Source organism: Methylobacterium sp. C1 (assembly GCF_001854385.1).
In the GTDB taxonomy this organism is placed as follows: Bacteria; Pseudomonadota; Alphaproteobacteria; order Rhizobiales; family Beijerinckiaceae; genus Methylobacterium; species Methylobacterium radiotolerans.
Window position 1 is genome coordinate 3,559,985 of the sequence record NZ_CP017640.1, and the last position, 18,493, is coordinate 3,578,477.

Annotated in this window: 21 protein-coding genes; 15 read left to right on the top strand and 6 right to left on the bottom strand. The window is 73.1% G+C overall.

The window, feature by feature from the left end:
* From BKE41_RS16520 to cobJ, 3 genes are read left to right on the top strand one after another with little or no spacing between them, the layout of a single operon-like run.
* On the top strand, positions 1-573 hold the full coding sequence (locus BKE41_RS16520; protein ID WP_043074056.1) for a precorrin-8X methylmutase: 573 nt from the start codon (positions 1-3) through the stop codon (positions 571-573).
* Entirely contained in the window at positions 573-1,352 is a 780-nt protein-coding gene (locus tag BKE41_RS16525; RefSeq protein WP_012320065.1) for a precorrin-2 C(20)-methyltransferase, read from the top strand. Before BKE41_RS16520 ends, BKE41_RS16525 begins: the two co-directional genes overlap by 1 nt.
* The gene (cobJ, locus tag BKE41_RS16530; protein WP_024829515.1) at positions 1,349-2,110 is read left to right on the top strand and encodes a precorrin-3B C(17)-methyltransferase; all 762 of its coding nucleotides are present in this window, start codon (positions 1,349-1,351) and stop codon (positions 2,108-2,110) included. Before BKE41_RS16525 ends, cobJ begins: the two co-directional genes overlap by 4 nt.
* Here the strand turns inward: cobJ and BKE41_RS16535 are convergent.
* Positions 2,077-2,889, bottom strand: a complete 813-nt coding sequence (locus tag BKE41_RS16535; RefSeq protein WP_058606745.1) for a cobalt-precorrin-6A reductase — start codon at positions 2,887-2,889, stop codon at positions 2,077-2,079. The two genes, cobJ and BKE41_RS16535, sit on opposite strands and share 34 nt — an antisense overlap.
* Between BKE41_RS16535 and cbiE the strand changes: the two genes are divergently transcribed.
* From cbiE to BKE41_RS16555, 4 genes are read left to right on the top strand one after another with little or no spacing between them, the layout of a single operon-like run.
* Complete coding sequence (cbiE, locus tag BKE41_RS16540; RefSeq protein WP_070999844.1) at positions 2,888-4,108, top strand: precorrin-6y C5,15-methyltransferase (decarboxylating) subunit CbiE; 1,221 nt, start codon at positions 2,888-2,890, stop codon at positions 4,106-4,108. The genes BKE41_RS16535 and cbiE overlap by 2 nt on opposite strands.
* Positions 4,105-4,509 carry a cobalamin biosynthesis protein gene (locus BKE41_RS16545; protein WP_245295795.1) on the top strand — a complete coding sequence of 135 codons (405 nt, stop codon included), beginning with the start codon at positions 4,105-4,107 and terminating at the stop codon, positions 4,507-4,509. The genes cbiE and BKE41_RS16545 overlap by 4 nt, the downstream gene beginning before the upstream one ends.
* On the top strand, positions 4,506-5,282 hold the full coding sequence (cobM, locus tag BKE41_RS16550; protein WP_012320070.1) for a precorrin-4 C(11)-methyltransferase: 777 nt from the start codon (positions 4,506-4,508) through the stop codon (positions 5,280-5,282). Before BKE41_RS16545 ends, cobM begins: the two co-directional genes overlap by 4 nt.
* Positions 5,279-6,595 carry a cobyrinate a,c-diamide synthase gene (locus BKE41_RS16555; RefSeq protein ID WP_070999845.1) on the top strand — a complete coding sequence of 439 codons (1,317 nt, stop codon included), beginning with the start codon at positions 5,279-5,281 and terminating at the stop codon, positions 6,593-6,595. Before cobM ends, BKE41_RS16555 begins: the two co-directional genes overlap by 4 nt.
* A 19-nt stretch (positions 6,596-6,614) precedes the next feature.
* On the opposite strand, the gene BKE41_RS16560 is transcribed toward BKE41_RS16555, so the two are convergent.
* Positions 6,615-7,043 carry a helix-turn-helix transcriptional regulator gene (locus BKE41_RS16560; RefSeq protein ID WP_081437813.1) on the bottom strand — a complete coding sequence of 143 codons (429 nt, stop codon included), beginning with the start codon at positions 7,041-7,043 and terminating at the stop codon, positions 6,615-6,617.
* Between the two features lie 356 nt (positions 7,044-7,399).
* On the opposite strand from BKE41_RS16560, the gene BKE41_RS16565 reads away from it, so the two are divergent.
* Both BKE41_RS16565 and BKE41_RS16570 read left to right on the top strand, forming a co-directional pair.
* On the top strand, positions 7,400-7,747 hold the full coding sequence (locus tag BKE41_RS16565; RefSeq protein WP_012320073.1) for an antibiotic biosynthesis monooxygenase: 348 nt from the start codon (positions 7,400-7,402) through the stop codon (positions 7,745-7,747).
* Between the two features lie 336 nt (positions 7,748-8,083).
* Positions 8,084-9,589 (top strand): undecaprenyl-phosphate glucose phosphotransferase, encoded by a 1,506-nt coding sequence (locus BKE41_RS16570; protein WP_070999846.1) that lies wholly within the window; start codon positions 8,084-8,086, stop codon positions 9,587-9,589.
* Between the two features lie 76 nt (positions 9,590-9,665).
* Here BKE41_RS16570 and BKE41_RS16575 read toward each other — a convergent pair whose 3' ends face one another.
* Positions 9,666-10,151 carry a transcriptional repressor gene (locus tag BKE41_RS16575; protein WP_012320075.1) on the bottom strand — a complete coding sequence of 162 codons (486 nt, stop codon included), beginning with the start codon at positions 10,149-10,151 and terminating at the stop codon, positions 9,666-9,668.
* Positions 10,152-10,275: 124 nt separating this feature from the next.
* Here BKE41_RS16575 and BKE41_RS32445 point away from each other — a divergent pair, with 124 nt between their 5' ends.
* The 3 genes from BKE41_RS32445 to BKE41_RS16585 are packed head-to-tail and all read left to right on the top strand — an operon-like array spanning position 10,276 to position 12,079.
* Positions 10,276-10,410: a hypothetical protein gene (locus tag BKE41_RS32445; RefSeq protein ID WP_020094646.1), complete on the top strand. Its 135-nt coding sequence runs from the start codon at positions 10,276-10,278 to the stop codon at positions 10,408-10,410.
* Positions 10,407-11,207 (top strand): ABC transporter ATP-binding protein, encoded by an 801-nt coding sequence (locus BKE41_RS16580; protein WP_070999847.1) that lies wholly within the window; start codon positions 10,407-10,409, stop codon positions 11,205-11,207. Before BKE41_RS32445 ends, BKE41_RS16580 begins: the two co-directional genes overlap by 4 nt.
* A 47-nt stretch (positions 11,208-11,254) precedes the next feature.
* Positions 11,255-12,079 (top strand): metal ABC transporter permease, encoded by an 825-nt coding sequence (locus BKE41_RS16585; RefSeq protein WP_043074057.1) that lies wholly within the window; start codon positions 11,255-11,257, stop codon positions 12,077-12,079.
* On the opposite strand, the gene BKE41_RS16590 is transcribed toward BKE41_RS16585, so the two are convergent.
* From BKE41_RS16590 to BKE41_RS16600, 3 genes are all read right to left on the bottom strand, one after another.
* Entirely contained in the window at positions 12,080-12,943 is an 864-nt protein-coding gene (locus tag BKE41_RS16590; RefSeq protein WP_063111281.1) for an SDR family oxidoreductase, read from the bottom strand.
* On the bottom strand, positions 12,940-14,031 hold the full coding sequence (gene queG / locus BKE41_RS16595) for a tRNA epoxyqueuosine(34) reductase QueG (RefSeq protein WP_063111280.1): 1,092 nt from the start codon (positions 14,029-14,031) through the stop codon (positions 12,940-12,942). The genes BKE41_RS16590 and queG overlap by 4 nt, the downstream gene beginning before the upstream one ends.
* Before the next feature lie 83 nt (positions 14,032-14,114).
* Entirely contained in the window at positions 14,115-14,807 is a 693-nt protein-coding gene (locus tag BKE41_RS16600; RefSeq protein WP_012320080.1) for a glutathione S-transferase family protein, read from the bottom strand.
* Positions 14,808-15,061: 254 nt separating this feature from the next.
* Here BKE41_RS16600 and BKE41_RS16605 point away from each other — a divergent pair, with 254 nt between their 5' ends.
* The 3 genes from BKE41_RS16605 (at position 15,062) to BKE41_RS16615 (ending at position 18,408) form a co-directional block, all read left to right on the top strand.
* Positions 15,062-15,865, top strand: a complete 804-nt coding sequence (locus BKE41_RS16605) for an undecaprenyl-diphosphate phosphatase (protein ID WP_012320081.1) — start codon at positions 15,062-15,064, stop codon at positions 15,863-15,865.
* Between the two features lie 235 nt (positions 15,866-16,100).
* Positions 16,101-17,990: a methylmalonyl-CoA mutase family protein gene (locus BKE41_RS16610; RefSeq protein WP_070999848.1), complete on the top strand. Its 1,890-nt coding sequence runs from the start codon at positions 16,101-16,103 to the stop codon at positions 17,988-17,990.
* Between the two features lie 43 nt (positions 17,991-18,033).
* A complete protein-coding gene (locus tag BKE41_RS16615; protein ID WP_070999849.1) occupies positions 18,034-18,408 on the top strand; it encodes a large exoprotein involved in heme utilization or adhesion in 375 nt (124 codons plus the stop codon).
* The last annotated feature ends 85 nt before the right edge of the window (positions 18,409-18,493 follow it).

Here is an 18,493-nt window from a genome sequence, read left to right on the forward strand (position 1 = left end):
ATGATCCGCGCCGAGGCGGATCTCGGGCGTTGGTCGGGCGCCGCCGAGCGCGTCGTCGTGCGCATGATCCACGCCTGCGGCATGACCGACCTGCCGACCGACGTGGAGATGGCGCCCGATTTCGCCGAGGCCGGGGTCGCGGCTCTGAAGGCCGGCGCGCCGATCCTGTGCGACGTCCGCATGGTCGCCGACGGCGTCACCCGGGCTCGCCTGCCCGCCGACAACAGGGTGATCTGCACGCTCGGTGACCCGCGCGTGCCCGATCTCGCCAAGAGCCTCGGCACGACCCGCTCCGCGGCCGCCATGGAGCTGTGGCGGGAGCATCTCCCGGGCAGCGTCGTGGCGGTGGGCAACGCCCCGACCGCCCTGTTCCGCCTTTTGGAACTGCTCGATGCCGGCGTGGCGCCGCCCGCCGCGGTGATCGGCATCCCGGTGGGCTTCGTCGGCGCGGCGGAGTCGAAGGAGGCCCTGGCGCGGGACGGCCGCGTGCCGTTCGTGGTCGTGCACGGGCGGCGCGGCGGCAGCGCCATGACGGCCGCGGCGGTCAACGCGCTCGCCAGCGAGGTCGAGTGATGGACGGTTTCGAACGCCTCGACGGCCCGACCGAGGAAATCCCCGCGGCCGCCGTGACGGGCACGCTCTACGGCGTCGGGATGGGCCCGGGCGATCCGGAGCTGCTGACCGTGAAGGCGCAGCGCATCCTGATGCGCGCGCCGGTGCTGGTGCATTTCTGCAAGCGCGGCCGGCGCGGCAACGCCCGCACGATCGCGGACGCGATCCTGCGCGATCCCGCCCGCGAGATGGCCCTCGCCTATCCCTACACGACCGAGATCCACCCCGAGCACCCGGACTACGTGGCGGCGCTGGCCGGCTTCTACGACGACGCGGCCGGGCAGCTCGCCGATCACCTGGGTGCCGGGCGGGACGTCGCGATCCTGTCGGAGGGCGACCCCTTCTTCTACGGCTCGTTCATGCACCTGTGGCGGCGCCTGAAGGACCGCTTCCCCGTGGAGGTCGTTCCGGGCGTCACCGGCATGTCGGGCTGCTGGACCCGGGCCGGCACGCCGATCACCTGGGGCGACGACGTCCTCACCGTCCTGCCGGCGACCCTGTCGCTCGACGCGCTGACCGAGCGCCTGCGCGGCACGGACGCGGCCGTGGTGATGAAGCTCGGGCGCCACCTTCCGAAGGTGCGGGCCGCCCTGTCGGCCGCCGGGCTGCTCGCGCGCGCGGTCTACGTGGAGCGCGGAACGATGGCGGGCGAGCGGGTCGTGATGCTGGCCGACAAGGCCGACGACGACGCGCCCTACTTCTCGATGGTGCTCCTGCCCGGAGAGGGCCGCCGGCCGTGAGCGGGAGCCTCACCGTCGTCGGCCTCGGGCCGGGCGACGCGGCCCTGCTGACCGAGTCGGCCCGCCGGGCGCTGGACGCGGCGGAGGACGTCGTCGGCTACTTCCCCTACGTGGCCCGCGTGCCCGAGCGCCCCGGCCTCGTCCGGCACGCCAGCGACAACCGGGTGGAGGTCGACCGGGCGCGCCACGCGCTGCAGCTCGCAGCGTCCGGGCGCCGGGTCGCGGTCGTCTCCGGCGGCGATCCCGGCGTCTTCGCCATGGCGGCGGCGGTGTTCGAGGCGGTCGAGTACGGCGAGCCCGGCTGGCGCGACCTCGCCATCACGGTGGAGCCCGGCATCACCGCGATGCTCGCCGCCGCGGCCCGGCTCGGCGCGCCGCTCGGCGGGGATTTCTGCGCGCTCTCGCTCTCGGACAACCTGAAGCCCTGGCCGGTGGTGACCGCGCGGCTGGAGGCGGTGCTGCGCGCGGATTTCGTGGTCGCGCTCTACAACCCGATCTCCACCGCCCGGCCCTGGCAGCTCGGGGCGGCGCTGGAGATCGCGGCCGGGATCCGGGCGCCCGACACGCCCGTCATGTTCGCCCGCGCCGTCAGCCGGCCGGACGAGGCGATCCGGGTCGCGACCCTCGCGGAGGCGCCCGCGGTGGCGGCCGACATGGCCACGATGGTGATCCTGGGCGCCTCGACGACGCGGCTGATCCCGCGCGCCGGCCGGGCGCCGTTCGTCTACACCGCCCGCAAGGTCGAGGGACCGGCGTGATCGCTTGCGTCCAGCCAGCGGCGCGCGTCCGCTTCGTCCGCGACGCGGGGCACGTCGGGCTTGGCCGGCCGGCGCACCATCACGACCGGGAGGCCGAGGCTCCGCGCCGCCGCGATCTTGCCGTAGGTCGCCGCGCCGCCGGCGTTCTTGCTGACCACGATCTCGATCCGGTTCGCCCGCATCAGGGCCGCCTCGGACGCGGCGTCGAAGGGCCCGCGCGCCTCCAGGGCGGTGAGATGCGGCACCGGCAGGATCCCGGCCAGCGGCTCGACCGTCCGGGCCAGATAGCTGTGCTGGGGCGCCGCCGCGAAGGCCCCGGCCTCCTGCCGACCGATCGTCAGGAACACGCGCCGGGGTTCCGCGCCGAGGGCGGCGACCGCCTCCGCCATCCCGTCGACCTCGATCCAGTCGTCGCCGCGCTCGCGGCTCCAGGCGGGCCGGCGGATCGCGAGGAGCGGCACCCCCGTCAGGGCCGCCGCGCGCGCGGCGTTGGTCGACATCTGCGCGGCGAACGGGTGGGTCGCGTCGATCAGGCGGGTGATCGCCTCGGTCCGCAGGTAGCGGGCGAGACCCTCGGCGCCGCCGAACCCGCCGATCCGGGTCGGCACCGGCTCGGGCTTCGGCGCCGCGGTCCGGCCTGCCAGCGAGAGCGTCACGGCGCGATCCGCCCGGCCGGCGAGCGACCGGACCAGGGCGCTCGCCTCGCCGGTCCCGCCGAGGATCAGGACCCGCAGCGTGCCGGCGGTGGAGGGCGGCGTGTTCATGGGCGTCTTGTCCATGAGCGCTGATCGCCTGTCGAGCGTCCCGTGGCTGTCGATCGTCGGGATCGGCGAGGACGGGCGGGCCGGGCTGACGCCGTCCGCCGCCGCCGCGCTCGGCGCCGCTCGAGTGGTCTATGGCGGCCGGCGCCACCTCGCCCTCGCGGGGCCGCTCGACGCGGAGACGCGGCCCTGGCCGAGCCCGATCCACGAGGCCTATCCGGAGATCGTCGCGCGGCGCGGCCGGCCGACCTGCATCCTCGCCACGGGCGACCCGTTCCATTACGGCATCGGCGCCGAAATCGCCCGGCTGGTGCCGGCGGACGAGATCCGCGCCTTCCCGCAGCCGTCCGCCTTCAGCCTCGCCTGCGCCCGGCTCGGCTGGCCGCTCGCCGAGTGCGCGCTGGTCACGCTTCACGGTCGGGCGCTGACACGGATCGTCCCGCATATCCAGCCGGGGGCGCGGCTGCTCGTCCTGTCGTGGGACGGCACGACGCCCGGCGCGCTCGCCGCCCTGCTGCGCGACCGCGGCTTCGGCGCGTCGACGCTGACGGTGCTGGAGGCGATGGGCGGCCCGCGCGAGCGCGTCCGCACGGCCCGCGCCGACGCGTTCGACGGCGCCGGCGTCGACCCGCTGAACACCGTCGCGCTCGCGGTGGCGGGTGCCGGCCGCGCCCTGCCCCTCGCGCCGGGCCTCGACGACGACCTGTTCGAGAATGACGGACAGCTCACCAAGGCCGAGATCCGGGCTCTGACCCTCTCGGCCCTGCGCCCGCATCCGGGACAGCATCTCTGGGATGTCGGTGCGGGCGCCGGCTCGATCGCGATCGAGTGGATGCTGCGCCACGCGACCCTGCGCGCCACGGCGATCGAGGGGAGACCGGACCGCGCCGAGCGGATCCGGCGCAACGCCGCCGCGCTCGGCGCGCCGGACCTCGCCGTCATCACCGGCACGGCCCCCGGCGCGCTCGCCGGCCTGCCCGCGCCGGACGCGGTGTTCATCGGCGGCGGGGTCTCGGAGCCCGGAATCCTGCCGACGGCGCTGGCGGCGCTGCGGAGCGGCGGTCGCTGCGTGGCCAACGCCGTGACCCTCGAGGGCGAGGCCGCGCTGCTCGCCGCCTTCGCGGCGCACGGCGGAACGCTGCGCCGCTACGGCGTGGAGCGGGCGAGCCCGGTCGGGGGGATGCACGGCTGGCGCCCCGCCATGCCGGTGACCCAGTGGGCCTGGACCAAGCCGTGACCGGAGCCCTGGTCGCCGGCATCGGCTTCCGCCGGGAAACCGATGCTGAGGAAATCGCGGGACTGATCGAGCGCGCCCTCGCCCTGGCCGGAGCCGCGCGCTCGAGCCTCGCGGCCGTGGCCACCGCGGCCGATCGGGCCTCGGACCCGGCGATCCGCGCGGCGGCGGCCCGGTTCGGCCTGGCACCGCATCCCGTCCCCGCCGCCGCGCTGGAGGCGCGCGACGCCGAGATCGTCACCCGCTCGGCGCGGATCGAGCACCTGCGTGGCGTCGGCTCGCTCGCCGAGGCGGCGGCCCTCGCCGGGGCGGGGGACAGGAGCCGGCTCGCCCTGCCCCGAATCGCGAGCCGCGGCGCCACTTGCGCCCTGGCCGTCCGATACGACACGACACGGGAACCATGACCGTCCATTTCATCGGCGCCGGCCCCGGCGCGGCCGACCTGATCACGGTGCGCGGGCGCGACCGCATCGCGGCCTGCCCGGTCTGCCTCTACGCCGGGTCGCTCGTCGCCCCCGAGATCCTGAGCTGGTGCCCCCCCGGCGCCCGGATCGTCGACACGGCCCCCCTCGACCTCGACGCCATCGTGGCGGAGATCCGGACGGCGCACGCGGCCGGCCAGGACGTGGCGCGCCTGCATTCCGGCGACCTGTCGATCTGGAGCGCCCTGGCCGAGCAGATGCGCCGGCTCGACGCGCTCGCCATTCCCTACACGGTGACGCCCGGCGTCCCCGCCTTCGCGGCCGCGGCCGCGCTGCTGCGCCGGGAACTGACCGTCCCGGGCGTGGCGCAGAGCGTGGTCCTGACCCGCACCTCCGGTCGGGCGAGCGCCATGCCCGAGCGGGAGACCCTCGCGGCCTACGCGGCCACCGGCGCGACCCTGGCGATCCACCTGTCGATCCACGTGGTCGAGGCGGTCGCCGCCGAGTTGATCCCCTTCTACGGCCCGTCCTGCCCGGCGGCGGCGGTGTTCCGGGCGTCCTGGCCGGACGAGCGGGCCCTCGTCGGCGATCTCGCCGGGCTGCCCGGGCTGGTCGCGGCGGCCGGCCTGGAGCGCACAGCCCTGATCCTGGTCGGACCGGCGCTCGGCGCCGCGGATTTTCGCGAGAGCGCGCTCTACGCGCCCGACTACGACCGGCGCTACCGACCCGGCGGCACGGTGGGGAGCCGCTCGTGAGCGCCCCCGGCCTCCTCGTCGCGGCGCCGCGCTCCAGTTCCGGCAAGACGACCGTCACCCTCGCGCTGATGCGCGCCCTCACCCGGCGCGGCCTGCGGGTGCGCGGCGCGAAGTGCGGTCCCGACTACATCGATCCGGCCTTTCACCAGGCCGCGACCGGCCATCCGAGCTTCAACCTCGACAGCTTCGCGATGGCGCCACCCCTCCTCGACGCCCTGGCGGGCGCGACGGCGGCGGCCGATCTGGTGATCGCCGAGGGGTCGATGGGCCTGTTCGACGGTGTCCGGGCGGCCGAGAACCGCACCGGGGCGAACGCCGATATCGCCGCGCGCTACGGCTGGCCGGTGCTGCTCGTGGTGGACGTGTCGGGTGCGGCCCAGTCGGCCGCCGCCGTGGCGCTCGGCTGCTCCCTCTACGATCCCCGCATCCGGATCGCCGGCGTGATCCTCAACAAGGTGGCGAGCGCCCGGCACCGGCGCCTCGTGGAGGCCGGCATGGAGCGTGCCGGGCTGCCGGTGCTCGGCGCGCTGATGCGCGACGCGCAGCTGGTCCTGCCCGAACGCCACCTGGGGCTCGTGCAGGCCGGCGAGACCGCGGATCTCGCCGCCCGTCTGGACCGGCTCGCCGACCTCGCCGAGGCCGGCATCGACCTCGACGCCGTCACGGCCTGCGCGGGCGGCGCCGTGCCGGCCTCCGGCGGCCAGCTGCCCCGGCCGCCCGGGCAGCGCGTGGCGGTCGCCCGGGACGCGGCGTTCAGCTTCCTCTACCCGCATCTCGAGACCGGCTGGCGGATGGCCGGCGCCGAGCTCGTGCCGTTCTCGCCCTTGGCCGACGAGGGACCGCCCGAGGAGTGCGACGTCTGCTGGCTGCCGGGCGGCTATCCGGAACTGCACGCGGGCCCGATCGCCGGCGCGACCCGCTTCCTGGACGGGCTGCGCCGCTTCGCGCGGACCCGGCCCGTCCACGGCGAGTGCGGTGGCTACATGGTCCTCGGGCAGACGCTCCAGGATGCCGACGGCGCCACCCATCCCATGGCGGGCCTGCTGCCGGTCGCGACCTCGTATCACCGGCGCAAGCTGCATCTCGGCTACCGCGTCGCGCGGCTGTGCGGGTCCGGCGTGCTCGGCGGCGCGGGCACGCGCCTCGTCGGACACGAGTTCCACTATGCCAGCGAACTGTCGCCGATCGCGCCGGAGGCAGCGGCGCTCGCCCGCGTGACGGATGCCGAAGGTGTCGATCTGGGACTGGCCGGGCACCGGGTCGGACCCGTCACCGGCAGCTTCTTCCACCTGATCGCGACCGATCCGCCGTGACGCCGGCCTGCCGGGCCTGTCAGGCCGGGTCCGTCGTCGGCGCGCGGTTCTGCGCGAGGCGGGCGGCGCTGCGGACCAGCGCGAGCACGTCGCGGCGCATCTGCTCGTCCTCGATCTGAGCGTAGGCGCGCAGCAGCTCGATGGCGCCGTGGGCGCTGAGGAAGCCGAACACGTCCTCCTGGGCGTTCTCGCGCGGCTCGCTCTCCTCGAAGAACGCGGAGACCGGAACCTCGAGGAGGCGCGCGATCTCGCGCAACCGGCCGGCACCGACGCGATTCTGGCCCTTCTCGTATTTCTGCACCTGCTGGAAGGTCACGCCGACCGCGTTGCCCAGAGCGGTCTGACTCATGCCGCGGGCCTTGCGCAGGGCGGTGATCCGGATGCCGACCAGGCGATCGACGTCGGTCGTCTGCTTCGGCATCGTCTGGCCGGAGGTCTCTTTCTCCATGGCGTGGGCTGCATCCTCCTGCAGACGCGGTGTCTTCGCCTCGCCGTCGCGCCGCTTCACCGTCCGCCCCTTCGTCGCATGTCCTGCACGCCAGGCTACCGGTACTCCGTGCCGCTATCCGGCTATAGCCCTGATCCCGACACAGCTGAACCGCGGCGCAGTAGGACACCAAGTTGTCAAGCTTCGCAAGTCGAAGATTACATCTTCTAGTTTAAGCCCACACATCTTTGCAACATTGTTGCTCAAATGTCGACGCTGAGGTCTCGGCTGCTTTTATGGGTGCGCCTTGTCGCCGCGCGGGCGTTCCCCTTACGAGCACCGAGGCATGTAGGTTCGGTACCGCGCAGGAGACACGCATGTTCATCGCGATGAATCGCTTCAAGGTCGTTAAGGACGCGACGGCGGATTTCGAGGCCGTCTGGCTCGGACGCGACAGCCACCTCGGCGAGATGCCCGGCTTCGTGGAATTCCACCTGCTGCGCGGGCCCGAGCACGAGGATCACGTGCTGTACGCCTCCCACACGATCTGGCGATCGCGCGCGGATTTCGAGGCCTGGACCCGGTCCGAGCAATTCCGCAAGGCGCACGGTCGCGTCCCGTCGACCAAGCCCCTGTATCTCGGCCACCCGCAATTCGAAGGTTTCGAGACGATCCAGACGGTCGGCGGCTCCGCCGACGCCCGCCAGGACGCCGACGCCGTCTGAGCGAGACCGACCCCGGCCCTCCCGTGGCCGGGGTCGCACGCGGGCACCGACGCGGTTGAAACCGTGAGTTAAGAAACCCGCGTGAATTGAAATAGCTCCGGCGAAAATGGTTCCCTACCAAGTCTGGCCCCTGCCGGATGCGCCGAACAGTCACTCAGCATTAATCATGTATTGCAACGTCCGGAGGCTCGCCCTAGGTCGCAGCCTTCCTTCGTGACTGCGATCGTGAACCCGCGGGGCCCGCGGCTTGCTCCGTCACCGTCACCAGGCGGCGCTGAAACCTTTCGTGTCTCAGACTGGTACAGAGTCCGACTAAGACGGGACGTTGCGGGTCAGATGTTTCACGATCGGCTTCCGGAGACGTTTCAGGCGCTGCCGACCTCGGCGGAGCGCCGCCGCAACGTGTGGTCGGCCCTGCTGCCGCGCCGCGGTCGTGCGCTGGCGCGCATCGCCCTCTCCGCGGGGCTCGCGGTCACCGACATGGCGGCGATCGTGGCGGTGACGCTGGGCCTCGAATGCGCCTACCACGCCATCGCGCAGGACAGCACGGTCTGGGCGGGTCTCGTCCGCGGCCTGCGGCTGTCGGCGCTGCTCGCCTTGGTGATCGTCGCCACAAACGTGCTCCGCGAGGAGTACAGCCTCGAAAACGTGATGGCGCAGAAGCCCGGCATCCAGCGCGTGGCCTCCCTCTGGCTGATCGCCTGGGCCGCCGTGCTCGTCGTCAGCTTCATGACGAAGACGACCAACGATTACTCGCGGCTCGTCTCGCTCGGGATCTTCGCCGCCGGCCTGCCGGTCCTGATCGGAGCGCGGGCCGCGGTGCGGCGGCTCGTGCGCGAGCGGCTGAGCGCCGGCTCGGCCACCGCCAGCCGGATCCACCTCGTAGGCTACGAGGAGGACATCGCGCGCTTCTACGCCGGCAAGGAGGTCGACCAGCTCGGCTCGCGGATCATCGGGACGAGCTACCTGCGGCGGGTCGATCCCGGCGCGGACGCGGCCACGCGCCACGACCAGCTGCAGGAAGACCTCGACCTCGCCGTCTCCGTCGTCCGCTTCCTGCGGCCGGACGACGTCTTCGTCCTGGTGCCGTGGGCCGACACCGCGGAGGTCGAGCGCTGCATCGACGCGTTCCTGCGGGTGCCCTCGGCCCTGCACCTGCGTCCCGGCGCGGTCCTCGACCGGTTCCCCGACCTGCAGGTCGCCCGAGTCGGCGGCGTCTCGGGGATCAACATCGGCCGCCGGCCGCTCAACGTGGGTGAGGTCATGCTCAAGCGCGCCCTCGACCTGACGGTGGCGACCATCGCCCTCGTGTCGCTGTCGCCGCTGCTCGCCGCGATCGCGGTGGCGATCAAGCTCGACAGCCCCGGCCCGGTCTTCTTCCGGCAGAAGCGCTACGGATTCAATCAGCAGCCGTTCGGCGTGTTCAAGTTCCGGTCGATGCGGGCGGACCCGAACGCCGCCTTCCGGCAGGCGACCCGCAACGACAGCCGGATCACCCGGATCGGCGCCATCCTGCGGCGGACGAATCTCGACGAGCTGCCCCAGCTCATCAACGTCCTGCGCGGGGAGATGTCGCTGGTCGGTCCGCGCCCGCACGCGCTGGCGCATGACCGCAGCTTCGAGCGCCGGATCGCCCTCTACGCCCGCCGACACAACGTGAAGCCCGGCATCACCGGCTGGGCCCAGGTCAACGGCTACCGCGGCGAGACGCAGACCGACTTGGCCATGGAGCGGCGCGTCGCCTGCGACCTGCACTACATCGACAACTGGTCGATCTGGTTCGACATCCAGATCATGATGCAGACGGTCGTCTCGCGCCGCGCCTACCAGAACGCCTTCTGACCGGCAGCCGGCGATCGTCCGGCGCGCCGGTGTACACGGCGCGGCCGGCCGGGCCTCGCAGCCCGGGCGGTGCGCCTCAGAGGGCCTGCTTCCGCTCCCGGCAGGCGCCGCAATCGCCCTCGACCTCCAAGATGCTGTGGCTCGGCGTGAACCCGGCACGCTCGAGCGTGCGCCCGAGACTGCCCTCGACCTCCTCCGACGAGGCCTCGTCGACGCCCCCGCAGATGCGGCAGATCAGGAAGATGACGCCCTCACCGGGCGCGTGGCCGTGCGCGCACGGGATGAAGGCGTTGCGGCTCGCGATCCGATGGACCAGCCCCTGCTCCATGAGGAAGTCGAGGGCGCGGTAGACCGAGACCGGCGCAACGCGCTTGCCCGGCGCGCTCAGTCGCTCGGCGATGTCGTAGGCGCCCTGAGCCTTCCCGGCCTCGGCCACGGCCTCCAGCACCTCCCGGCGCAGGGGCGTGAACTGAAGACCGCGCTCGCGACACAGGGCCTCGGCCCGCGCGAGCATGTCACCGGTGCCGGCGTGGCACGCGTCGTGACCCTCGTGACGGTGCATGATTGCTCCAGACGTGATCCGCAGGTTGTCCCACGGGTTTGTTACAGTGTATCACCGCCGCCCAGCACCGCACCAGTAGCCCCGCGCGGTGCCCGCGCCGGCGTGAGCGCGCGACGAGGACTCCGTGCCGACCATTCCCAGCCCGAGACACGCGGCGCGGCGATCGCTGTTCCAGAGCGGGATCGGCCTGCGGCTGGCGCTCGCCGCGCTGCTCTCCGCGCTGGTCTGGCTGACCATCGCCTGGGCGCTCGCCACATGAGCGGCCCGATACCGGATCCGATCCGCCTCGTCGGTCTCACCCTCGGTTACGACCGGCATCCCGCGGTCCACCACCTCGACGGATCCGTGCGGGCCGGTGACCTGCTCGCCCTCGTCGGGCCGAACGGGGCCGGCAAGTCGACGCTCCTCAAGGGCATGGCCGGCGAGATCCGCTGCCTGGACGGCCGCATCGAGCGCGCGGGCGCCCTCGCCTACATGCCGCAGGTCGACGAGATCGACCGGAGCTTCCCGCTCACGGTGATGGATCTCGCCGGCATGGGCCTCTGGCGCCGCGCGGGGGCGTGGCGCAGCCTCACCCGGAGTCGCCCGGCCATTCAGGCGGCGCTGGCCACGGTCGGCCTCGACGGCTTCGCGGCGCGGCCGATCGGCACCCTGTCGGGCGGGCAGTTCCGGCGCGCGCTGTTCGCCCGGCTGATCCTGCAGGACTGCCCGGTCGTGCTCCTCGACGAGCCGTTCACCGGCATCGACGCGCGGACGGTGGACGACCTCCTGGCGCTCATCCGCGCGTGGCATTCCGAGGGGCGGACCGTGGTCGCCGCCCTCCACGACCTCCAGCAGGTCCGCGCGCATTTCCCGACGACGCTGCTCCTCGCCCGAGAGCCGGTCGCCTGGGGTCCGACCGCGCGGGTCCTGACGGCCGAGAACCTCGCCCGTGCCCGCAACCTGTCCGAGGCCTGGGACGAGGGCGCGGCGATCTGCGCCGGGCCGCGGGCGGTCGCGGCCCCGGCGCACGCGCACGGCAGCGCGAACCATCATCACCACGAGGATGCCGCGTGATCGATCCGCTCGGATCCCTGTTCGCGCCGTTTGTGGAGTTCGGCTTCATGCGTCGGGCCCTGGCGGGCTGTCTCGCGCTGTCGGTGTCGGCGCCGCCCATCGGCGTGTTCCTGACGCTGCGCCGCATGAGCCTGATGAGCGACGCCATGAGCCACGCGATCCTGCCCGGGGCCGCTATCGGCTTCCTGGTCGCCGGCCTGTCCCTTCCGGCGATGACGCTGGGCGGCCTCGTCGCCGGGCTCGCGGTCGCCCTGCTCGCCGGCGCCGTCACTCGGGCGACGGTCGTGCGGGAGGACGCGAACCTCGCGGCCTTCTACCTCATCTCGCTCGCGGCCGGCGTGCTGCTGGTCTCCCTGCGCGGCTCGCAGATCGACCTCATGCACTTCCTGTTCGGCTCGGTCCTGGCGCTGGACGACGCCGCCCTCTGGCTGCTCGGCGGCATCAGCACGCTGACCCTGCTGGCCCTCGCCCTGATCTACCGACCGCTCGTGATGGAATGCGTCGACCCGCTGTTCCTGCGGAGCGTCAGCCGCAGCGGCGGCCCGGTCCACCTCGCCTTTCTGGCGCTGGTGGTGGTCAACCTCGTGGGCGGCTTCCAGGCTCTCGGCACGCTGCTGGCCGTGGGGCTGATGCTGCTGCCGGCGGTGGCGGCCCGGTTCTGGGCGCGCGACCTGGCCGGGCTGATCCCTGTCTCGATGCTGATCGCCGCCCTGGCCAGCGTGTCGGGGCTCAGCCTGTCGTACCGGTACGACGTGCCGAGCGGGCCGGCCATCGTGCTGGCGGCCGGCGCGCTCTACGTGGCCTCGATGATGGTCGGCCCCCGCGACGGCCTGCTCCGCCGCCTCGTCCGGCCGCGCCACCTCGAAGCCTGATCAGGGCTGGTCCTTGAGGGCGGCGAGACCCTCGCGGTAGGTCGGGTAGGCGAGCGCGACGCCGAGCTCGTCGCGGATCAGCCGATTCCGGACGCGCTTGTTCTCGCCGTAGAAGCTGCGCGCCATCGGCGACAGGTCGGCGGTCTCGAAATCGATGGCGGGCGGGAGCGGCAGGCCGGTGAGGGCCGCGGCGTGCTCGGTCACGGTCTGGGGCGCGGCCGGCTCGTCGTCGGTGACGTTGTAGATCGCTCCCGGCCGCGGCCGGTCGATCGAGGCGAGCAGCGTCGTGGCGATGTCGTCGACGTGGATGCGGTTGAAGACCTGCCCGGCCTTCACGATGCGCTGCGAGCGACCCTCGCGCAGCTTCACGATCGGGTTGCGCCCGGGTCCGTAGATGCCCGAGAGCCGGAAGATCTGGACGGCCTTGCCGGTCGCGGCGCCGAGCGCCAGCCACGCCGCCTCAGCGTCGAGGCGCACCTTGGACCGGGCGCTGCGCGGGGTCGCCGGCGTGGCCTCGTCGGTCCAGGCGCCGCCCTGGTCGCCGTAGACGCCGATGGTCGACAGGTACCCGATCCAGCGGATCCGGCTCGCCGCGACGGCGTCGGCGTAGCGGGCGAGCACCGGGTCGCCGGCCTCGCCGGGGGGCGCCGAGACCAGGAGCACGTCCGTGTCGGCGAGGTCCGCGGCGATCCGGGGATCGTCGGCCTCCGGCCCGAAGGCGCGCATGGCGAAGGACGTCTCCGCCGCGATGCGGTCGGCGGCCGCGGGGTCGGTGACGGTCGCGCGGACGGTCTCGAAGCGCGCCCGTGCCCGCGCGGCGAAGTGGCGGCCCGTGAAACCGAGCCCGAAGACGAAGAGATTCATGCGGCGGATGTCTCGTCCGTCCGCGATCCCGTCAAGCCGGTCGCGGCCCGCCACTCGTCGCGCACGTGGGCGTCCGTCTCGCGCTCGCCCTGCTGCCGACGGAGCGCGCGCACGGTCTCCGGCTCCAGCAGCCGGCCGCAGGCCCAGACCGCCATGCCGCGCACCAGCGGGGACGGGTCGCGCAGCCGCGCGACGGCCGCCTCCGCCAGCGACGGGTCACCCGAATTGCCGATCGCGATCATGACGTTGCGCAGGAAGCGGTCGCGCCCCGTACGCTTCACCGGCGTGCCGGCGAAGAAGGCGCGGAACGCCGCGTCGTCGAGTTCCGCGAGATCCGCGAGCGACGGGGCCGCCAACTCCGCGCGCGCGGCGAGCCGGCTCTCCGCCGCCGTGCGGGCGAACTTGTTCCAGGGGCAGACGGCCAGGCAATCGTCGCAGCCGAAGACCCGGTTGCCGATCGCCGCCCGGAACGCCGCCGGGATCGGCCCGGCATGCTCGATCGTGAGGTACGAGATGCAGCGGCGGGCATCGAGCCGGTAGGGCGCCGGGAAGGCGTCGGTGGGGCAGACGTCCAGGCAGGCGCGGCAGGAACCGCAATGGTCGCGCTCCGGCGCATCGGGCTCGAACTCCGCGCTCGTGTAGATCGCGCCGAGGAGCAGCCAGTTGCCGTGCCCGCGGGAGATCAGCACCGTGTGCTTGCCCTGCCAGCCGAGGCCGGCCGCCTCCGCGAGGGTCTTCTCCATGACGGGGGCGGTGTCGCAGAACACCTTCACCCGCACGTCGCCCTTGGCCGACAGGTACCCGCCCAACTCTTTCAGGCGCCCCTTCAAAACCTCGTGATAATCCCGCCGCTGCGCGTAGGCGGCGACGGCACCGCGGTCGCGGCGTCCCACGAGGTCGAGGGGATCGTGCTCCGGCCGGTAGCTCATCGCCAGGACCAGGATGCTGCGCACCCCCGGCCAGAGCGCGATCGGGCTGGCCCGCTGGTCGGCCCGCTCCGCCATCCAGTCCATGGTGCCCTGCGCGCCCTCGGCGAGCCAGGCGGACAGGCGGCCCGGCAGGTCGGGGAGCCGGTCGGGACGGGTCACGCGCAGGCCGCAGAACCCGAGCGTCCGGGCCCGGGCCTCGACGAGGCGGCGCAGGTCGGCGCCGTGATAAGTCCGTCGCGCGTTCAGAAATCCAGATCCGCGTAGTGGGCTGCCGGCGCCATGCCGGGCACACGGTCGGCGAGCAGGGCGCGGAACGAGGGCCGCGACTTGACCCGGGCGTACCAGTTTCGCGCCATCTCGTCCTCGTCCCAGGGCACGTCGCCCAGGTAGTCGACGCAGGAGAGATGGGCCGCCGCCGCGAGATCCGCATAGGTCAGGTTGTCGCCGGCGATCCAGCGCCGCCGCGCGATCAGGTAGCCGATGTATTTGAGGTGGTAGCGCACGTTGGAGCGCGCCGCGCGGATCGCGTTCATGTCGGGCGGGCCGCCGCCCTCGTTGGCCGACATGAAGCGCTTCGAGATCTTCTCGTTCACGAGGTAGGCGGTCACCTCGGACTCGAACTTCACCAGGAACCAGTCGAGCAGCCGCCGGACCTCGACGCGCTCGACCGTGTCCTCCGGCAGCATCCGCCGGCCGGAGAGGCCGAGGCCGCGGGTCTCGTCGAGGTACTCGGCGATGACGCCCGCACCGGGGACCACGAGCCCGTTCTGCTCCAGCAGCACGGGCGTGACGCCCGCCGGGTTGATCAGCAGAAAGTCGTCGCGCCGTTCCCAGGGCCGTTCTTCGAACAGCGTCGGCTCCATGCCCATCTCGGCGAGCACGAGACGGATGAACCGGGAATTCGCGCAGAAGGGGAAATGGTAGAGGGTCGCCATCGAGGCCGTGCGGGACGTTCGGTCTGCCAGCGCGGCCGGTCCCGCGCTCGTCGAGGGTCCTGATGCGCAGGTCTTCGGCGCGCAGGACTTCGGACCGAGCGTTATTGCCCGACCGTTGCCGAGCCCTTAACACGCGCGGCCCGGCCCGGTAACTGCCCGTCAACCCTGATCGGCGAAGCCTCGGGTACAACCATTTCGCGTGGCAGGCGGCGGCCCGACGGGGGCCGCCGCGCGCGCGGCATCAAGGCGTCGCGATGGATCCCGCAAGCATCGGCAAGGCAGTGCTGCTCGCCCTGGTGGAGGGGGCGACCGAGTTCATCCCGGTCTCCTCCACCGGCCACCAGCTGCTGGTGGGGCACTTCATCGGCTTCCACTCGCCCAACAACACCTTCGAGGTGCTGATCCAGCTCGGCGCCATCCTGGCGATCCTGCTGGTGTATTTCCGCCGCCTCCTCGGGATCGCCACCGCCCTCCCGTCCGATCCGAAGGCCCGTCGCTTCGTGCTCGGCATCCTGGTGGCGTTCCTGCCGGCGGCGATCATCGGCGGTCTCTTCTCGAAGCTGATCAAGGCCTACCTGTTCAACCCGTGGATCGTCTGCGCGACCCTCGTGGCCGGCGGCCTGGTTCTCCTCGTCATCGACGACACCGACCTCGAGGTGAAGAAGACCGACGTCTACGACTTCACGCTGCCGATGGACCTGAAGATCGGCATCTTCCAGTGCCTGGCGATGATCCCCGGCGTCTCGCGCTCGGGCGCCACGATCGTGGGCGCGATGCTGATGGGCGCCGACAAGCGCTCGGCTACCGAGTTCTCGTTCTACCTCGCGATGCCGACCATGGCGGGCGCCTTCGCCAAGGACCTGCTCGACAACTACAAGTACCTTTCGGGCAACGATGTCGGCCTGATCGTGATCGGCTTCATCGTGTCGTTCGTCTCGGCGCTGTTCGTGGTGCGGTTTCTCCTCGACTACGTCTCCCGCCACGGCTTCTGGCTGTTCGCGTGGTGGCGGATCATCGTCGGCGCCCTCGGCTTCGCCGGCCTGATCATCCTCGGCTGACGCGAGGGCGCCGCGCCCCGGTACACCCGACGGCCCATCCGCCTCGCCGGCGGCGCCCCGGCGCGACGATCCGGATTGACGGGCGCTCCTCGCTTCGCCTCGGCCGCCGCCCTCAAAAATCGGTGATCGGCGGCTTGAGCTTTCCTCAACCATCGGGCGATTGCCAGCGGCGGGGCGGCGTGCGAGGCAAACGCATGAAAGCGGTGCAGAAGACGCCGCGCCCTGGGACGTACCGATGGAAGACAGACCGCTCGCCGACCTCTTCGAGCCCGCGGACCGAGCCCGCTGGCTCGGCCTCGTCGAAGGCGTCCTGAAGGGGGCCGATTTCGAGAAGCGGCTGGTGTCGCGCACGGCCGACGGCCTGCGGATCGAACCCCTCTACGGACTGGCCGAGCCGGCGGCGCAGCCGGTGCGCGAGCCCGGGCCCTGGCGGATCGCCCAGCGGGTCGACCATCCCGACCTCAACACCGCCAACGCGCAGGCGCTCACCGACCTCGAAGGCGGGGCCGATGCCCTCGTGCTCGCCTTCGCGGGCGCGCCGGGCGCCCGCGGCTACGGTCTGACGGCGGCGAGCGTCGAGGAGCTCGACGCCGCGCTGAAGGGCGTGATGCTGCCGCTGATCGCCCTGCGGATCGACGCCGGGGGCCGCGGCCTGGAGGTGGCCCGGCTGGTCAAGGCGCTGGCGGAGCGCCGCGGCGAGGATCTCTCGACCTACGATCTGGATCTCGGGCTCGATCCCGTGGGCGTCCTGGCGGCCACCGGCAGCCTCGGGGCCGTCTGGACGGACATCGCCCCCCGCCTCGCCGAGACCGTGGCCGAGCTGGAGGCCGCGGGTTTCCGCGGCCGAGCCTTCCTGGCCGACGGCCGGCCCTACCACGAGGGCGGCGCGGGCGAAGCGGCGGAGCTCGGTGCTGTGCTCGCCACCGCCGTCGCCTACCTGCGCGCCCTGGAGGCCTCCGGTCACGATCTCGCGAGCGCCCGCGACCGCGTCGCGATGCTGCTGGCGGCCGATGCCGACGAGTTCGTCACCGTCGCCAAGTTCCGCGCCGTGCGGCGCCTCTGGGCGCGGGTGGAGCAGGCCTGCGGCCTGGACCCGAAGCCGCTGCGGCTCCACGCCGAGACGGCGTGGCGAATGATGACCAAGCGCGACCAGTTCGTGAACATCCTCCGCACCGGCATGGCGGCGGCCTCGGCCGGCATGGGCGGCGCCGACAGCGTCGCGGTCCTGCCCTACACGCAGGCGCTCGGCCTACCCGACGCCTTCGCCCGGCGCGTGGCGCGCAACAGCCAGATCGTGCTCATCGAGGAGTCGCATCTCGCGCGCGTCAGCGACCCCGCCGCGGGCGCCGGCGGTTTCGAGGCCCTGACGGCCGAGCTCGCCGACGCGGGCTGGGCGGCGTTCCAGGCGATCGAGGCCGAGGGCGGCATCGTGGCCTCGCTCAGCGTCGGCAAGCTCCAACGGCGAATCGAGGTGACCCGCGAGGCCCGCGCCAAGGCGGTGGCGACCCGCCGCGAGCCGCTCACGGGTGCGAGCGAGTTCCCGAACCTCCCCGAGAAGCAGGTCACGGTTCTCGACGTGCCGCCCGTGGCGGCGGGGCGCGGCTCCAACTTCGGTGCGGGTTCCGCGGTCGCCTGCGACGCGCTGCCGTCCCAGCGCCTCGCGGAGCCCTACGAGGCCCTCCGGGACGCCTCGGACGCCTTCCTCGCCAAGACCGGGCGCAGACCGGTCGTGTTCCTGGCCAATCTCGGCCCGGTGGCGGCCTTCAACGCCCGGGCGACCTTCGCGGCCAACGCCTTCGCGGCCGGCGGACTCGAGTCCCTCTCGAACGAGGGCTTCCCCGACGCCGAGTCGGCGGCGGCGGCGTTCCGGGAGTCCGGCGCCAGCCTCGCCTGCATCTGCTCCACCGACGGGATCTACGCCGAGCGCGCGGTCGAGACGGCGAAGGCGCTCGCCGAGGCCGGCGCCGGACCGGTCTACCTCGCCGGGAAGCCGACGGACCTGGCCGAGCCGCTGAAGCAGGCGGGCGTGGCCGCCTTCCTGCATGTCGGCTGCGACCTGCTCGCCCTCCTCAACGCGGCGCTCCGCGCGGCCATGCGGACACCGGCGCCGCAGACGTCGCGCTGACGGGGCGCCGGTCCCTCCGAAGCCCTCGGCCCCCCGGACTCGCATGACGCCCCGCCTCGCCGTCGCCCTGCTCCTCGTCGGCACGCTGCCCGCCGCGGCCACCCCGCGCCCGGCCGCCCAGCCCGACCGGTTCGACGGCACGTGGAGCGTCGAGATCATCACCGAGGCGGGGACCTGCGACCGCGCCTATCGCTACCCGGTGCGGATCGAGCGCGGGCGGGCCCGCTTCATCGGGACCGCCTTCACGGTCGAGGGCGGCGTCGCCCGGAACGGCGCGATCCGCGGCACGATCTCGAACGGCGCCGCGACCGCCGACGTGCGGGGGCGGCTGGGCTCGGACGGGTTCGGTGCCGGAACCTGGGTCGCGTCCGGAGCCCTCGCCTGCCGGGGACACTGGAACGCGGAGCGGCGCGGCTGAGCCCGGCTGTGGCCGTCGCGAAACAGCCCGGATCTTGCCCGGAATCGGGCGTCCGGACCGAGCCGCCAGCCCCGATCCCGACGCA

Excerpts from the sequence above, each read along its gene's own strand:
- BKE41_RS16590 (WP_063111281.1), bottom strand. The coding sequence starts at position 12,943 with ATGAATCTCTTCGTCTTCGGGCTCGGTTTCACGGGCCGCCACTTCGCC.
- BKE41_RS16570 (WP_070999846.1), top strand. The coding sequence starts at position 8,084 with ATGTTTCACGATCGGCTTCCGGAGACGTTTCAGGCGCTGCCGACCTCG.
- BKE41_RS16605 (WP_012320081.1), top strand. The coding sequence starts at position 15,062 with ATGGATCCCGCAAGCATCGGCAAGGCAGTGCTGCTCGCCCTGGTGGAG.
- BKE41_RS16580 (WP_070999847.1), top strand. The coding sequence starts at position 10,407 with ATGAGCGGCCCGATACCGGATCCGATCCGCCTCGTCGGTCTCACCCTC.
- BKE41_RS16525 (WP_012320065.1), top strand. The coding sequence starts at position 573 with ATGGACGGTTTCGAACGCCTCGACGGCCCGACCGAGGAAATCCCCGCG.
- cbiE (WP_070999844.1), top strand. The coding sequence starts at position 2,888 with ATGAGCGCTGATCGCCTGTCGAGCGTCCCGTGGCTGTCGATCGTCGGG.
- BKE41_RS16585 (WP_043074057.1), top strand. The coding sequence starts at position 11,255 with ATGCGTCGGGCCCTGGCGGGCTGTCTCGCGCTGTCGGTGTCGGCGCCG.
- BKE41_RS16600 (WP_012320080.1), bottom strand. The coding sequence starts at position 14,807 with ATGGCGACCCTCTACCATTTCCCCTTCTGCGCGAATTCCCGGTTCATC.
- BKE41_RS16610 (WP_070999848.1), top strand. The coding sequence starts at position 16,101 with ATGGAAGACAGACCGCTCGCCGACCTCTTCGAGCCCGCGGACCGAGCC.
- BKE41_RS16565 (WP_012320073.1), top strand. The coding sequence starts at position 7,400 with ATGTTCATCGCGATGAATCGCTTCAAGGTCGTTAAGGACGCGACGGCG.
- BKE41_RS16520 (WP_043074056.1), top strand. The coding sequence starts at position 1 with ATGATCCGCGCCGAGGCGGATCTCGGGCGTTGGTCGGGCGCCGCCGAG.
- BKE41_RS16615 (WP_070999849.1), top strand. The coding sequence starts at position 18,034 with ATGACGCCCCGCCTCGCCGTCGCCCTGCTCCTCGTCGGCACGCTGCCC.
- BKE41_RS16575 (WP_012320075.1), bottom strand. The coding sequence starts at position 10,151 with ATGCACCGTCACGAGGGTCACGACGCGTGCCACGCCGGCACCGGTGAC.
- BKE41_RS16535 (WP_058606745.1), bottom strand. The coding sequence starts at position 2,889 with ATGGACAAGACGCCCATGAACACGCCGCCCTCCACCGCCGGCACGCTG.
- BKE41_RS16560 (WP_081437813.1), bottom strand. The coding sequence starts at position 7,043 with ATGGAGAAAGAGACCTCCGGCCAGACGATGCCGAAGCAGACGACCGAC.
- cobM (WP_012320070.1), top strand. The coding sequence starts at position 4,506 with ATGACCGTCCATTTCATCGGCGCCGGCCCCGGCGCGGCCGACCTGATC.